A 15382-nucleotide genomic window follows, 5' to 3' on the forward strand; every position below is an offset into this window, starting at 1 on the left:
ACGTTCATGTGTACGCCGACACCGGGTGAGGCGGTGATCGCGGAGAACGCCCAGAGGTAGCCGGCGTGGTTGAGGCGGTTGTTCTTGATCCAGCGGCGGGTGATGCTCGACTTCTTGCCGGAGGCTCTGGTGATGGGCGAGGAGCCGGCGTATGCCTTCAGGCTGCGGGCGTCGGCGAAGCGTGTGTGATCGTCCCCGATTTCGGCGAGGACCCGGGCGCCGAGTTGGATGCCCAGTCCGGGGAAGCTCAGGAGCACCTCGGCGTCCGGGTGCTGGGGGAACGTCTCTTCCACCGCCTTGGCGAGGTCATCGGCGGCGGTGCAGGCGGCCTCCAACTGGGTCACGAGGGCGAGCATCTGCTTGCCGAGTGCGTCCTCGACCAGCGGCGGCTGATGGGCATAGTGGCCGCGGAAGATGTCTCGCAGCCGGTCGGCCTCGGCTTCGATGCCGCGCTTGCGGCCGGCCCGCCTGAGTGCGGCCTGGATCTGGGCTCGGGTCAGTCGCGCGGCCTTGGCCGGCGTCGGTGCGGACTTGAGCAGCTCCCGGGCCTCTGGTCGGCACAGGCCGTTGGCCCAGATGGCGACGGCGTCCAGGGCTGCGGGGTAGAACTCCCGCAGGAGGGATCGGAGCTGGTTGGCGATCTGCTGCCGGTTCCAGGTGGCATCCTGCTGGGCGCGCGCCAGGACGGCGATCGCGCGGGCCAGGTCGCTGTCGTCGGGCAGTGGCCGGTGGGCGTGCATGTCGGTGCGCAGGATGTTCGCGAGCACGAGTGCGTCGCCGGGGTCGGACTTCTTGCGTGAGACGGCGTGCCGGTCGCGGTAGCGGGCGGCGGCCATCGGGTTGATCGCGAAAATCTTGCGGGTGCCGGTCCGCAGGACGGCGACCAGGAGGCCGCGTGGGGTCTCGATCGCTACCGGGATGGGGTTCGCCTCGCTGTCGCCGTGCTCGGCGAGCAGGTCCAGGAGGATCTTGTAGCCGGACGTGTCGTCGGTGATGTGCCGCTTGGCGACGAGCCGGCCGGTGTCGTCGACCAGCGCGACGTCGTGTGTCTTCTCGGCCCAGTCGATACCGCAATAGATCAAGGGTGTGCCCTCCCAGTGGAACGGATGTTTGCGCTGGTCACGAGCGCATGCGGAGCCACGCGTCGCACTAATCCCAGGCCTCGACCATGTGGTCGGGCCGACACCTCACGAGCCGTTCGTGGCACCAGCGCACCGCGCGGGTCTCGGTCTGCGCAGGAGCTGAAAGGCTCGCGTGCTGCAAGAGATCGCCGTGCGGCTGGCTCGTACCACAAATGCCCACGAACATGAGGAAGTTGAGGTTCGATGGGCGGCGTCGAAGGTGCCGATCTACGTTTGGACCTGACCGGCCGGTGACTCAAAAGGCATACCTCCGACGCCAGGGGCAGCCGGCCCATCGTGCGGATCCTGGCCGCCTTAACAACGGATTAGTGACTCAAGCAGCCGTATCAGGTCAGACTGGGACAAGGCCATCGTGCGCTCCTCCGGTTGAACTGCCCGTTCACCAGGGAGACTTGCGCGGTGGCCTGCCTCTTGTTCAGGGAGCGGTACTCACCCGTGGAAGTGCGCCCCGGGCAAACGCCCGCGCACTCCCAGCCGCTGATCCCGTACACCACAACGAGGGACACCATCGTCGGCGGACGTTGTGCTGACGCCGGCGGCCGGCGCCGAGGAGGCGCCTTCAGCGACCTCAGCTACCGCCCATTAGAGACGAGCAACCGGCGAAACTCCCATAACCTGGCACAATCCGTGAACTATCCCCCAATCAAACGGGACGTCCTCTCAGGTGTTCACGCACCACCTCATCGACGGTCTACGAGTCGACGTGACAGTCGATCACGTTGGCATCCGATGAGGTGGGCGAGCCGCACGCTGCCGCGGTTGACAGGACACCGGTGAGTAGCTGGAGCCCTCGTCCGGGTCCTATCCGGCCAGTCCCCGGAGCAGGCCCTCCAGATCGCGCTCGCCGTCACGGGTCTGGGCACCGTGGGCCAGTCCGCCGCGGATCATCCGCTCGGCCGCGGGGCGAACGAGCTGGCCCGCCCAGGCGTCGTGCTCCCGCAGGAGACCCTCGGCCAGGTCCTCGGAGGCGATAGCGCGCTTGGCCGCCGCGATCACGTTCTCGGGCAGGGCCGCGATGTTACGGGCGAGGCGGTCGACGATGTCGTCGAGCTCGCCGCCAGGGACGGCCCGGTTGACCCAGCGGTAGCGCTCTGCTGTTTCGGCGTCGTACAGGTCGGCACTCAGCACCGCCTCCAGGGCGCGATTACGGCCGACCCGGCTGGCGAGGTACTGCGTGCCTCCTCCACCAGGGACGATGCCCATGGGAGCTTCGATCTGGCCGATCCCGGCGCAACCGATCGCCGCGAACGCCATGTCCGCGGCTGTGACGAACTCCGCCCCTCCGCCGCGCGCCATCCCGGCAAGCTTGACAATGGTCACCTGGGGCTGGTGCCGAAGCAGCTCCCCCAAAGCCTGGAAGACGTTGACGCCGTCTGGAAGGTCGGCTGCGAGCTTGTCGAAGGCGTCTGGCGTGTCGACGAGCGACATGTCGACGTGGGCTATGAAGAATTTCGGATTGGCGCTGTCGAACACGATCACCCGAACCGAGTCGTCATCCCTCAGCGCGGTCAGCAAGTGCCGGAGGTCGGCCATCAGGGCGACGTTCAGACGTTGACGGGGGGTTGTCGAGGGTGACGCGGGCGATGCCGTCCTCGCGACTCACCCGCAGGGTCGCGTAGGCGTCGTGGTTCTCCGATCGGTACCTGGTATGCATCTAGGTGCATGATGCATACTTACAGTGCGATGGTGGGCGACCGACGTCCATAACGCACTTTCGGCATCGCAAGGATCGCGAAGCGTACCGAAGTGGCCACTTCTGAAACCGGCGCCGACGCTGGCATCGACATCGTCTACCGGTCCGACTGTCCCAGCCGCCAGCACCATGACCACGACGCCCATGACGCCGTCGCCTCGGCCGGGCAGGGGCAGGTCCGGCTCGTCGGGAGTGATGTCTGGTGCACGGCGGTCAAGGCCAATTCGGTCTACCCGGGTTCAGCACGGTCCTGGACGATGCGTAGGCCAAGACCGGCCAGGGCCCTGCCGTCGTCAGTCACGTCGAGACGGACGAACCGTACGGCTACCTCCGTCGAGCCCCGCTGGACAGCTGACGAGCAGTTTCGCACCCGAAGCCCTTGTTCGCGCCGGTCACAAGCGCTGTTTTCTGCGTGGCCAAGGCGATGGTCCGAAAGGCCATCGCCGAGGACATCCCGCTCCGGTGGGGCATGACGGATGCCGCCTACGGCTTCAGCAAGGGCTGGCGCTTCGAACTCGAGCAGGCGGACGTCTTCCACGTCATGGCCACCATGAAGCACGACACCGTCGTCACCCGCTGGGCCATCGACCACCCGCTTGGTGAAAGCGCTAGGTTAACGCTCCACCGCCCGCGAGGACGGTTGAGGCTGCACGAGCGGACGGATCAGGCCGGCCAGATGCTGGATCACCGTCTCCGAGCTCATGGTCGCCAGTGGGCCGGCATGCACCACGTACCGGCTGAAGGTCACCCCGAGCAGCACCGCTCCCAGCAGATCGACCCGCTCGTCGACGTCTGGCCCCTCCAGCACGGTGCGGTAGGCGCGTGCGCTTTGTTCCTGCATCGACACGTACAGGTGGGTGGCAGTGGGCTCGCTCACGGCGGCGCTACGGATGAGTGCGACCATCGGGTCGAGGCTGCCGGCCATCTCCATGCGCACCACGAAGGCTCGCGCGATCCGTTCCGGCAGACCGGCGCTGTCGCCGGCCAGGACGGCATCCAAGTCCTGAGGTCCGGGGATCGCCGCGCGCAGTAGCCCCTCCTTCGAGCCGAAGTGCCGCATGACCAAGCCATGGGTCACGCCGGCTCGTGCGGCAACGGCCCGGATGGTCATCTTGCTGTAGCCGTGCTCGTGGAGCTCCGCCCGAGCCGCCTTGAGGATGGCCTCCCGGCTCGCCGCCCGGTCGCGCCGACGCCGCGGAGGGGCGGTGCCGCGGCCCTGTCCGGCCGCAGGCTCGGGCTGCGGCGCGCAGTCGACGATTCGCTTGTTCACCCGCCCAAGTATACGGATGGTCAATTGGGCGTCAAGGTGTATGTTGTTTATTGACCATCTGGTCACTAAGGGCGCGATCGGCCGGACAAGGAGCAATACTTCCCGTGAATCACCTGCAACAGCCACTCCCATCCGAAGGGCACCGTCACCGGCTGACCGGCATGACCCGGCACACAGTGGTCGTGGACGGGCATCACGTGAACGCCTTCGAGGCGGGCGCCGGGCCGCAGACCATTGTGTTGGTGCCAGGCATCCCGGACTCATCGGCCGTCTACCGCGGACAGATACCCGGGCTTCTCGACGCTGGATACCGGGTGATCGCACCGGACCTGCTCGGGCAGGGCGACTCGGACATGCCAGCTGCGGTCGAGCACTACACGATCGTCAAGGATCAGGAAAGGCTCTGGGCGGTCGTGGACGCGCTGGGCGTGAACACCTTCCACCTCGTCGGACACGATCGCGGCGCCGGATCGACCTGGGCCATGGCCGCTTGCCGGCCGGACCGGATCACGTCCTACGTCGCTCTCTCCACCGGCCACCCGAGCGCCCGGGCGCGAGCTGGCTATGAGCAGAGACAACTGTCGTGGTACATGCTGCGACTGCTGTTCCCCGACGCCGAGAGCTGGCTGCGCGGTGATGCCGAAGGCGAAGGGGGGCCCTGGTCTACCTTCCGCTGGTGGGTGGAAAACCACCCCGAGGCCGACGCCTGGATCGCCGACCTGGAACGGCCCGGTGCGCTCAAGGCGATGCTGAACTTCTACCACGCCAACATCCACCCGGTGAACGCGACCATGGCCTCCGTTCCCCGGGTGCGGGTCCCCGTTCTCGGTGTCTGGCCCACCGGTGACATCTACAGCAGCCTCGAACAGATGGCCCGCTCCGGAGAATGGATCGACGCACCGTGGCGCTTCGAACGGCTCGCCGGTGCCGGTCACTTCCTCCAGCTGGACCGGCCTGACGCCGTCACCGAGTTGATCCTCGACCACACCGAGAAGCACCGCGGCCGGCTCTCTTGACGGGAGGTGCCTGCCGCCCGACCCGCTGCCGCCCCGTCCGATGACACCGATCTTCGGACAATGAACGGAAAGAGGTACGCCATGACCGTTCCTGAGCCGCTGACACCTGAGAACGTCACCATCGTGATGATCGACCATGCGGTTGGCTTCGCGAACCTGATGCGCTCCCACGACCTCGGAACTCACTTCAACAACGTCGGCGGGCTGGCCAGGACCGCGACGCTCTTCGAGACTGGCCTCGTGGTCACCAACGACCAGAGCGACAAACCTTCCGGCCCAGATGCCACGGGCGGGGCCGCTCTTGGTCCGCGGGATGGCGCCGTATCCCTCCTCGCGGGGCAGGTGGACGAGCATGGTGAACCGGGTGGTCCGCTCTACCAGCGTGCCGATCGCCGACCGGTGCAGCCCGATCATCAGTCCGGAACATTTCAAGTCCAGTGAGACGGTCTTGACGCTATGAGGTTTGTGGTGCGGGTTCGCGGCGCTTGGCCGGGTCGTTGATCCAGGCGGTCTGGGGTATCTCGGGTGGTCGGGGGCGTCGGCCGAAGCGTTCGGGGTGTCGGGCGTATGCCCTCGGAGAGGGTGACGGCCCGCTGGTCGCGGACCTCCTCGACGGTCCCGAAGTGGACGGAGGCGGGTGTATGGAAGCCGATGCCGGAGTGCCTGTGTTCGTGGTTGTAGTAGGTGATGAACGCGTCGAACCACTCGCGGGCGTGGGCGAGGGGAATCGAACCGTTCGGGATAGTCCGACATGTACTTCGTGGTCTTGAACTGGGCTCGCTGTAGGGGTTGTCGTTGGAGACCTTCGGCCGGGAGTGTGGCCTTGTCACCCCGAGATCGATCAGCAGCTGGGAGACCTTCTTGCTCGTCATCGAGGTGCCGCGGTCCGCGTGCACGGTCTCGGGCACGATCTGGTTGCGGATGATGCTCTCGCGGATCAACTCCCCGGCCCGCTGGGCGGATTCGGCGAGCTCAACGGTGTGGCCGACGATGTAGCGGCTGAAAATGTCGATGATGACGTAGGCGTGATACCAGATGCCTCTGGCCGGTCCGGCCGCCTTGGTGATGTCCCAGGTGAACACCTGCGACGGGGCGGTGGCCACCACCTCGGGCACCGCCCGGGCGGGGTGGGTGGCCTGCCTTCGGCGTTCACCGGACTGACCCTTGTCGCGCAGGATCCGGTACATCGTGGAGACGGAGCAGTGGTAGCGCCCGGCATCCAACTCGCGGGCCCGGATCTGGGCGGGCGCAAGTTCGGCGTACTCGTCGCAGTTCATCAACGCCAGTACTGCGGCCCGCTCTTCGGCCGTCAGCGCCGAGGGCTGGACCTGCGGTTTCCTGGGTTCTCGCTCCGCCGGGGGCTGCAGCCTGCGGTAGTGAGTGGCCCGCGAGCGGCCGGTCAGCCGGCACGCGGCGGTGATACCCAGTTGGCGCTCGACACAGGCAAAGGCATCGTCCGCGACCGGGTCGGTGGCGTGCCTCAGTCCGCGCTCTCGGAGATCATTTCCAAGAGCGCGGAAGCTGAGATGTGAATCCGAGAGTTCGTGGGCAGCGCGGATTCCGGCGGGCGCGGTGCTGGTCATGAGGGGGTGTTTCTCCTGTCGCGCCCTCTCAGACTAGCCCGACAAAGCGGGGCGTCTCACCACAGGCTGACAGAGAGGGGGGCCGTACGCCGCCCCTTCCCCCATGCGCTGGGTTGTCGGCTTGCCTCCCCGCAGCCCCAGCGCCCTGTTCTTCGCCGCGTACCGGCTCAACCGGCCCGCCCCCGAACCCTTGTACGACTCCAGGCTGCTTTCGGGTCGGGCCGGGTGCTGTCACGGTGCGGACTGTGTGAGGTCCGGTGGTGCAGATCCAGGAGACGCCGTCAGAGATGGGCTTTGAGGGCGGGCACAATGACATCGTCCGGGGAACACGTTCACCAGCGCATCGTTGACACTTCGAACGCCATGCTGGCCAAACTCCTACACGATTGACCCAGCAATGACGTCAAACAGTTCAGCACGCTACTCGGACTCTGCGGGGCAATATTTCTCAGCGGAAGCCTGTCAGGCGCTTGCCAACACTCTTCACGTTGTTGCGTTTCCTGGAGCGCGCACACTCGAACCCGGCAGGTCGGCTCCCGCGGGTGTAGGTCCGCAATTGGAATATCCCGTTCCGTCGTGACGGCCTGCCTATTCCCGCGCTCTCTCATTCGGCTGGCCCGGCATTCCGTCCCGCGATCTTGTCCCTTGGGGTCGTCCGAGGGTCCTCAGCAACCGTGCCTACCTCGGTCGTACTCCGCAGCTGGCTCCGGCCCCAGCGCGGCGCGGCGTTCATCGAGCCGATCGGGATCAGCAACGGGTTGCCGGCGCAGGCTCGTGCCGTCTCCGTCGTCGGTGCACTGCGTTCCGTAAATCTGGGGTTCGCCGACCGCGACCAAGACCCGGTCGGTGAGGTAGGTCAGGTGGCGTGGAGGGGCGTCTCCCACCGCGCCCGCGGTCGTCAGGAGTTCGAGCGCCTGGCGCCGGAAGGCGGGGGCCAGGTCGGTGTGCTGGGCAAGGAGCCATGCCTGATCGGCTCCCGGTTCACCGACCAACTGGACGCCCGGCCAGCCGTTTTCGACGATGACCCGCTGGAGCCAGGCCGTGTTGTCGGCGTCGATCCGGTTCATCACCGCGTCGCAGGCCAGGGCCCGGTTCGCGTACCCGCGATCGTGACCCCGTCATGCCGCCAGCGGATGCAGCCCACTCGCAGCAGGGCGACCTCCTCATACCCCTGCCCGGAAAACAGGCGCAGTCCCCCTACGTCGCCAGAAGACACGGGGCACTGCTATTTTTCCAGCTCACAGCCCTCTCCGCGAGGGTGATGCCAGGGAGTTCTCAGGGGGTGGAAGTCCGGCGAGGGAGTTCTCAGGGGGGTCCCGAGCGAAAGACACTGGAACATCGGGAAACATCAAGAAACGCGCTCTGGTCCTGGTCACAGCCCCATAAGAAGATCCCACCGCAGCTCAAGTCCATGCGGACGGGACTTAGAGCTCCTGGCAAAATGAACTGCTTGTGCCTTGTAGTGACGAGCTGTCAGTTCATGTGGAGAAAGGTGCCGACACCTTCCACGGCGCCGCGTCGACAGCTTCGATCCGCATCCGGTAACGAGCGTGATGAGCTGCCATCCATCAGACTGACCGCGGTGTCACCCCCGTCTGCCCGATGGGCACTCAGCAACGCGACCACGCTTCTCGGGGTAGGAAGTGAGGGAGGTCGTCCAGTGCCTCACGGGGCACGAACACCGGTCGCGTGAGCAGGTGATCGCCTGCGCGCTGCACATCCAGAACGACGCCCAGCGATTCCGACCCAGGAACTCCAGCGTCCAGATACGAGAGCTCCGAATGCGGCTTGCGGGCCTCGGCACGGCCGATCATCCACTGCTCCAGAACGGAGGGGACCCTGCCGACCAGGGCTTCCCCCTCCACAAAGACTTGGGGTCCTCGCAGCGCATCGACCACGACGCCAGCCAGACGTTCCTCCCGGTAATAGAGCTTCAAACCAAATTCCCGGTACTCGCCCTCCTCGACGGCGTCGACGGTCTCGCCCGCACGCCGGCGAAACCTGTGACGCTGAGCTTCCCTGGTGGCACCACTCAGTACCTGCGACGTCTCGTCGGGACCCATACCGAACGCCAGCAGCCCCACACTCACGAACGGATCCAGAGTCCATTGCTGCCGTTCGTCATCCGCCAGCACATGCCACCACTCGAACATGACCACGGAGACTACGGCAGCGCCACGGACCCAGGGCCACCGGCCGCAAGGCCCGCCGGACAGGTCCTAGTCAACGGCGGTCTTCAGGCGACGCCAGCAGATGATGGCGCAGCCGAGAGCGAGGAAGGCTTCGTGGAGGTCTTCGCGGATCTCCCAGCGGGTGCGCAGACGGCGGAACCAGTGCAGGAGCGCGAAGGCGGCTTCGACGACCCAGCGGTGCACGCCCAATCCGGAGCCGTGCTCGGTCCCACGGCGAGCGATGACCGGGCGGATGCCCACCTCTCGCAGCTCGCGGCGGTAGACGTCGTAGTCGTAGCCGCGGTCGGCGTACAGCACCTTGGGGCGCCGCCGGGGACGCCCGCGCTTGCCCCGGACCGGAGGCACGGCATGGACCAGGGACATGAGCTGGGTGACATCGTGGCGGTTGCCGCCGGTCAGCGAGGCGGCAAGCGGGATGCCGTGCGCCTCCACGATCACGTGGTGCTTGCTGCCCGTCCGTCCCCGGTCCACCGGTGACGCCCCCGTCTTCGCGCCGCCCTTCATCGCCCGCAGATGCGAACCGTCGACCGCAGCCCGGGAGAAATCCAGCAGGCCGACCGCCCGTAACTCGGCCAGCAGGAGTTCGTGCAACGCCTGCCACACCCCGGCCTCCTGCCAGTCCCGCAGCCTGCGCCAGCACGTACTCCCCGAGCCGTACCCCAGCTCCTGCGGCAGGAACTCCCACGGGATGCCCGTGTACAGCACAAACAGGATCCCGTTGAGCACCCGCCGGTCATGCAGCCGCTTACGCCCCGGATACCGCTGCCTGCGTTCGACCACCGGCAACAGCGGAGCGATCCGCTCCCACAGCCCGTCCTCGACCTCCCACGGCCGACGCTGCCCCACACCCCACCCCGATCCATCGGATGCAGGCACAACACCGACTGACAGCCTGTCATTCCAAGGCAACAGCCGGTCATTTTGCTAGGACTCCTTACTGCAAGTACGCGTCCTCGGACATCACGTACAAGTAGGCCTCCCACGGTGACGGCGGCCGTACGAAGCGTCCCCGCACGGCGCTTCGCACGGCCGCTCCGGCACGAACTCAGCCCGGCTGAACGGCCGTTGACCGCATGCCGAGCCACTGCTCGGCGTCCCATGCCTCGAACCGCTCCACCTCGGTGAACCCCAGCTTCGCCGCGAGGCGCATCGAACGGGCGTTGGCGGTCTGGGTGGTGAGCACCACCGGCTCACCGGGAAGGACGCGGTCGAGCCAGTCGAGTGCCGCCGCGCACGCCTCGGCGGCGTATCCGAACCCCCACGCCCGCGGCAGGAACAGGTAGCCGAGATCGACCTTTCCGTCGGCGGCCGGGCGACTGTGCCCGGTCCCCCTCCTGAGCAGGATCAGGCCGATCATCGCCCCGTCGAGCTCGACGACGAGGCTCCCGGGCCTGTGCTCGGGCACCTCGGGTGTCTTGCGCTCAAGCTCATCGCGCGGGTGGGGACCACCGAGGTAGGTGTGCACCTCTGCCGAGGCGAGCAGTTCGATGAACGTCGCACGGTCCCGCGCCTCCGACCCACGGAGCACGAGCCGTCCGGTTCCGATCGGCTCGGGCGGCCAGTCCGCGAGTCCCAGATCTTCCATCCGCGCACGCTAACAGACAGTCAGACCGCCCTGACGAAGCGGCCTATGCCGGGTTCCCCAGCGTGGTCGCGATCAACTCCCGCCGGTGGCGCGTGTATTCGGTGCGCAGAGCCGCGCCCGGCCAGTCTGCGGGCAGGAGTTCGGGAGGCAGGACCGGGTCGGCGAGCAGGTGCCGTACGGCGGCGGCGAGGACGGTGAAGCGGTCGGCCGGGTGGTCCGCGGTGGCGGTGATCCGGTCCAGCAGCACCTCGGCCGTCTTCGCCCAGGCGTCAAGTGGCCATAGGGTCACGGCCAGTTGGCGGGCGAGTTCCTCGGGGCGGGTGGTGAAGTGCCGGGCGACCGCGCCGAGTTCGTCCGGTCGGGGTCGTAGCAGATTGGCCGGGCGGAGCCAGACCCCCTCGCGGAGTTCCGCGAGCCGGAGGGCGGTCAACCTGCCGCGCAGGTCGGCGCGTTCGGCGGGGCCGCGGCCGGTCGCGGTGACGACGGTCATCTCCCAGTCGCCGTCCCAGGGACGGGTCTCGGGGTGTACGGCGGTGTCCTGGCGGCGCTGGCGTTCCAACAGGCGGTCGCTGAGCCGGTAGACCGTGTCCGTGGTCCGCAGGTCTCCGGCGGCCACCATCCGGCTGAGCGCGGCCCGCAGCGTGGAACCGGCGACACCGAGGGGCTCGACGGCACGCAGCAGATCCCGTACGGGCAGCTCGGGCGGATGCGTGCCCAGCAGCAGGCTGAGGACGACCGACCGCGCGGACAGCGGGCGCAGGTCCACCTCACCGGGCCTTTCTGACACGTTCATCCGCATGGCCTCGTACTCTACGTGGCGATTTCCTTGTTACATCATTGATGCGGTCGCAGAGATAGTGCAACACTGAGACCATGGCCCAGACACTCGCGCACATACCGCCGCAGCCGCGGAACGCCACGCACGACGTCACCAACCAGCCCCCACCGCTGACCCCGTACGACGCCTCCGAGGACGCGGCCCTGCTGGAAGGGCTGCGCCGGGAGGGTGCCGGCTGGGCCGAGGAGGACGTACGGCGGCTCGGGCGGGCAGCTGGCAGCGAGGAGGCGCAGGAGTGGGGTGAGCAGGCGAACCGGCACGAGCCGGAGCTGCGCACGCACGACCGCTACGGCAACCGGATCGACGAGGTCGAGTTCCACCCGAGCTGGCACCGGCTGATGGGCGTCGCCGTGGCCGAGGGGCTGGCCGGAGCGCCCTGGGCGGACGAGCGTCCCGGCGCCCATGTGGCCCGTACCGCACGGGGGTTGGTGTGGGGGCACACCGATGCCGGGCACGGCTGCCCGACGTCGATGACGTACGCCGCCGTCCCCGCCCTGCGCGCGACGCCCGAACTGGCCGCCGTCTACGAGCCGTTGCTGACCAGCCGGGTGTACGACCCGGTCCTGCGCGTCCCGACCGAGAAGCGCGGGCTGCTCGCCGGAATGGGGATGACCGAGAAGCAGGGCGGCTCCGACGTCCGCACCAACACCACAACAGCCACCCCCACCGCCGAACCCGGCGTCTACACCCTGCGCGGGCACAAGTGGTTCACGTCGGCGCCGATGTGCGACGTGTTCCTCGTGCTGGCACAGGCTCCTGACGGACTGTCATGCTTCCTGGTGCCGCGTGTGCTGCCCGACGGCAGCCGCAACACGTTCCGTATCCAGCGGCTGAAGGACAAGCTGGGCAACCGGTCCAACGCGTCCTCGGAGCCCGAGTTCGACGGGACCGTCGCCTGGCTGGTCGGTCCCGAGGGGCGTGGCGTCAAGACCATCATCGAGATGGTCAACTGCACCCGCCTGGACTGCGTGATGATGTCGGCAACTCTCATGCGCAAGACGCTCGTCGAGGCGGGCCACCATGTGCGGCACCGGTCCGCGTTCGGCGCGCGGCTGCTCGAACAGCCCCTGATGCGCAACGTGTTGGCCGATCTGGCGCTGGAGTCCGAGGCCGCCACGACGCTCACGCTGCGGCTGGCGGGCGCGGCGGACCGCGCGGTGCGCGCGGTGCGCGCGGACGGCGCCGAGTCGGCGTTCCGCCGGATCGCCACCGCCGTCGGCAAGTACTGGGTCACCAAGCGCGGCCCGGCCTTCACGGCGGAGGCCCTGGAGTGCCTCGGCGGCAACGGCTACGTCGAGGACTCGGGCATGCCCCGCCACTACCGCGAGGCGCCTCTCCTCTCGATCTGGGAGGGCTCGGGGAACGTCAACGCCCTTGACGTACTACGGGCGTTGACCCGCGACCCCGGCACGGCGGACGCACTGTTCGCCGAACTCGCCCTGGCGCAGGGCGCGGACGCCCGCCTGGACGCGGCCGTCAGCCGGTTGAAGAACGGGTTGAGCGAGGCCACCGAGACGGGAGCCCGCCGTCTCGTCGAGCAGATGGCGTTGACCCTCCAGGCCTCCCTCCTGGTACGACACGCCCCGGCCGCGGTCGCCGACGCCTTCTGCGCGACCCGGCTGGCCGGCGACTGGGGGCACGCGTTCGGCACCCTCCCCGACTCCGCCGACCTCGACACGATCCTCGCCCGCGCTCTGCCCGCAGAAGACTGACCCTCGGTTACTCCCCGATTCCGCTTCGTTGTCAGTGGCGTGGTGCAGACTCGCGATCAGTTGGCACTGCGCCTGGGGAGGACAACGTGTTCACGGGGATCGACGAGGTCGGCTGGGCCTCACTGCGGCATGCGTACGGCAGTGCGGAGGACGTGCCCGGACTGCTCCGGGGACTGGCTTCCACGGACCCCGTCGAGCGGGCGAGCGCGCTCGACGGGATGTACGGCGCGGTGCACCACCAGGGGATCGTGTACGACTCGACGCTCGCCTGCGTTCCGTTTCTGCTCGCGCTCGCCTCTTGCGAAGAGGTCGCGGACCGGGGCGAGTTGGTGGAGCTTCTGGTCAGCATCGGGCAGGGCCACGCACCGGAGGAGGGGGAAGCGGGTGACGGGCGCGGGGCGGCCGACGCCGCCGTCCGTGCGGGCGCCGAGGTCTTCGTCGTCCTCATCGGGGACCGGGACTCCGGCGTGCGCCGCGCGGCGGCCGAAGCGCTCGTCCGGTTCCTCGACCAACCCGCGCGCGTGCTGGGCCTGTTGCGCCGGCGGATCGCGGTGGAGCGCGACGACCGGGTCCTGCTCGCCCTCACCGAGAGCGTCGGCCTGTTCGTACGCCGGCACCCGGCCCACGCCCCCGAGGCGCTGGACATCCTGCTGATGCTCGGCACTCCGCCGTACGACCCCGGTCTACGGCTCGCCGCGCTCGGTCAACTCGCGGGCTGCGCACCCGATCTGCTCCCCGCCGACCTGGTCCCGACCGTCGTCGAGCTCCTCGGGGAGCGGTCCGAGCAGCGCCGGTCGGGCCGTTCGGCGCCGACGGAGGGCGGCCATGCGGACCCGGACACGCTCGCCGGACGGTTACGGCGGCTGCGGCCCTCGGACGAGGAGGGCGCGCTGCTGCTGCGTACGCTGCACGCCGCGCTCGGCGGGCGGGTGGGCGACCGGATCGCCCTGTTGGAAGGGCAGTTGACCAGCCCGGACCCGGCCGACCGGTGCAACGGGGTGTGGATGGCGGCGGGGTTGTTCCGTGAGTGGCGGGCCGACTACGCGGTGCCCGTCGAGCTGATCGGTGAGCAACTGGGCGCGGGGGCACCTCCGTTGCTCGGTGCGGCGGTGTCGGACCGGTTGCGCGATGCCGCCGTGTCGGTCCTGGGCGATCTCTTCCACCTGGCCGCGCCTGCCGCCGACCACCTCCACGCGCTCGTGACGTCCCGCCCCGACCTGTGGGTGCACCGCTGGGAACGCCGGGGGCCGACCTTGGGCGGTCCGCTCAAGTCCCTTGCCCGCAGTGGCGATCCACGGGCGACACCGGTACTGGCCCGGGTCCTCGCGCAGCCGGTCGTACCCGACGATCTGGGACGCGTGATCGTCCACCTCGGCCGCGCCGCCACACCGCTCGCCCCGGCACTACGACACCGGCTCGGCCAAGTGCCCCTCGACTCCCCCGAGACCTACGACCGTGCCGTACCCCTGCTGTCGGCGCTGACCGCGCTCGCCGATCGGGAGGCTGTGCCGGAGGTGGTGCGGCTGTTGGGTGGGATGGCGGACGGGGTGCGGTTGAGGCCCCGGGTCGTGGGGGCGGTGGTGCGGGCGCTCGATGTGTTCGGGGGTGGCGCGGAGGGGGTCGTACCCGTGCTGCGGGAGCTGTTGGAGTCAGAGTGCGCTGGTGTCGCCGCGGGTGCGCTGTGGTCGGTGGAGGCGGATGCATCGGCCGTACTGCCTGTGCTGATACGGGAGTTGGCGGGACCGGACGCGCATCGGCGCCGGGCCGCCGCGGAGGTACTGGCTCGGCTGGGGTCGGCCGCGCGGGCCGCGGCGCCCGGGTTGGCGCGGATGGTCGGGGCGGAGTGCGCGCGGGAGCGGACTGCGGGCGCGTGTGCGCTGTGGCGGGTCACCGGGGAGGTGGAGAGGGTGCTTCCGGTGCTGCGTTCGGCCTGGGTGGAGCATCCGGAGGTGCGGGGCGACATTGCCGCGCGCCTGGTCGACATGGGGGCGGCCGGGGCTCCTCTGCATGACCTGGTTGAGGCCGAACTCGCCGCTCCGCGACGGCATTTGGTGCGGCCGGGCGGGCACGGGAGCCAGGACGTTCTGGAGGACGAGCGGCTGTTGGAGGTGTGCCGGGAGGTACTCGGGGCTTGAGATCGGGTGGGAGTGGGTGCCGGACTTGCGGGCAGGGTTGGGTGCCGGAGGTGCAGGGCGAGGGAGATCGGGCGGGTTCTCTGCCGCCAAGTTCGAGCCGAGCAGGGCCAGTCAAGGCTCTGTGCCGGGAAGTACGCGCGGCTTGAGACTGGGCGGGCCGGACGACCGGAGGCGCGGGACGAGTGAGACCGGACGGGTCCATGTGCCAGGAAGTAC

11 protein-coding genes and 3 pseudogenes are annotated in these 15382 nt (G+C 68.7%); 5 read left to right on the forward strand and 9 right to left on the reverse strand.

The window, feature by feature from the left end:
• Positions 1 to 8: 8 nt before the first annotated feature.
• A pseudogene (locus tag OG496_RS09215) lies at positions 9 to 1082 on the reverse strand (IS110 family transposase); the annotation flags it as partial.
• Between the two features lie 861 nt (positions 1083 to 1943).
• Positions 1944 to 2675, reverse strand: a complete 732-nt coding sequence (locus tag OG496_RS09220; protein WP_405970374.1) for an enoyl-CoA hydratase/isomerase family protein — start codon at positions 2673 to 2675, stop codon at positions 1944 to 1946.
• Positions 2676 to 3247: 572 nt separating this feature from the next.
• Between OG496_RS09220 and OG496_RS09225 the strand changes: the two are divergent.
• Positions 3248 to 3433, forward strand: a pseudogene (locus OG496_RS09225) (IS701 family transposase); the annotation flags it as partial.
• 15 nt (positions 3434 to 3448) lie between these two features.
• Here the strand turns inward: OG496_RS09225 and OG496_RS09230 are convergent.
• Entirely contained in the window at positions 3449 to 4105 is a 657-nt protein-coding gene (locus OG496_RS09230; RefSeq protein ID WP_405970375.1) for a TetR family transcriptional regulator, read from the reverse strand.
• A gap of 161 nt (positions 4106 to 4266) precedes the next feature.
• On the opposite strand from OG496_RS09230, the gene OG496_RS09235 reads away from it, so the two are divergent.
• Positions 4267 to 5121 carry an alpha/beta fold hydrolase gene (locus OG496_RS09235; RefSeq protein ID WP_405970376.1) on the forward strand — a complete coding sequence of 285 codons (855 nt, stop codon included), beginning with the start codon at positions 4267 to 4269 and terminating at the stop codon, positions 5119 to 5121.
• Positions 5122 to 5202: 81 nt separating this feature from the next.
• Positions 5203 to 5562 (forward strand): hypothetical protein, encoded by a 360-nt coding sequence (locus OG496_RS09240; RefSeq protein ID WP_405970377.1) that lies wholly within the window; start codon positions 5203 to 5205, stop codon positions 5560 to 5562.
• On the opposite strand, the gene OG496_RS09245 is transcribed toward OG496_RS09240, so the two are convergent.
• The 6 genes and pseudogenes from OG496_RS09245 to OG496_RS09270 all read right to left on the reverse strand — a co-directional run bounded on the left by OG496_RS09245 (position 5550) and on the right by OG496_RS09270 (position 11280).
• Entirely contained in the window at positions 5550 to 6704 is a 1155-nt protein-coding gene (locus tag OG496_RS09245) for a transposase (RefSeq protein WP_405970330.1), read from the reverse strand. The two genes, OG496_RS09240 and OG496_RS09245, sit on opposite strands and share 13 nt — an antisense overlap.
• Positions 6705 to 7369: 665 nt before the next feature.
• Positions 7370 to 7795 (reverse strand): annotated as a pseudogene (locus OG496_RS09250) (DUF6624 domain-containing protein); the annotation flags it as partial.
• Positions 7796 to 8314: 519 nt separating this feature from the next.
• Positions 8315 to 8863, reverse strand: coding sequence for a hypothetical protein (locus tag OG496_RS09255; protein ID WP_405970378.1), 549 nt, complete (start codon positions 8861 to 8863; stop codon positions 8315 to 8317).
• 60 nt (positions 8864 to 8923) lie between these two features.
• Entirely contained in the window at positions 8924 to 9742 is an 819-nt protein-coding gene (locus tag OG496_RS09260) for an IS5 family transposase (RefSeq protein ID WP_405970379.1), read from the reverse strand.
• A 199-nt stretch (positions 9743 to 9941) separates the two neighbouring features.
• Positions 9942 to 10481, reverse strand: coding sequence for a GNAT family N-acetyltransferase (locus tag OG496_RS09265; RefSeq protein ID WP_405970380.1), 540 nt, complete (start codon positions 10479 to 10481; stop codon positions 9942 to 9944).
• Between the two features lie 43 nt (positions 10482 to 10524).
• The gene (locus tag OG496_RS09270; protein ID WP_405970381.1) at positions 10525 to 11280 is read right to left on the reverse strand and encodes a PaaX family transcriptional regulator C-terminal domain-containing protein; all 756 of its coding nucleotides are present in this window, start codon (positions 11278 to 11280) and stop codon (positions 10525 to 10527) included.
• A gap of 74 nt (positions 11281 to 11354) precedes the next feature.
• Here OG496_RS09270 and OG496_RS09275 point away from each other — a divergent pair, with 74 nt between their 5' ends.
• Positions 11355 to 13031 carry an acyl-CoA dehydrogenase family protein gene (locus tag OG496_RS09275; protein ID WP_405970382.1) on the forward strand — a complete coding sequence of 559 codons (1677 nt, stop codon included), beginning with the start codon at positions 11355 to 11357 and terminating at the stop codon, positions 13029 to 13031.
• Positions 13032 to 13117: 86 nt separating this feature from the next.
• Positions 13118 to 15166, forward strand: a complete 2049-nt coding sequence (locus OG496_RS09280) for a HEAT repeat domain-containing protein (RefSeq protein ID WP_405970383.1) — start codon at positions 13118 to 13120, stop codon at positions 15164 to 15166.
• The last annotated feature ends 216 nt before the right edge of the window (positions 15167 to 15382 follow it).

The sequence above is a fragment of the Streptomyces sp. NBC_00988 genome, assembly GCF_045162645.1.
GTDB lineage: Bacteria > Actinomycetota > Actinomycetes > Streptomycetales > Streptomycetaceae > Streptomyces.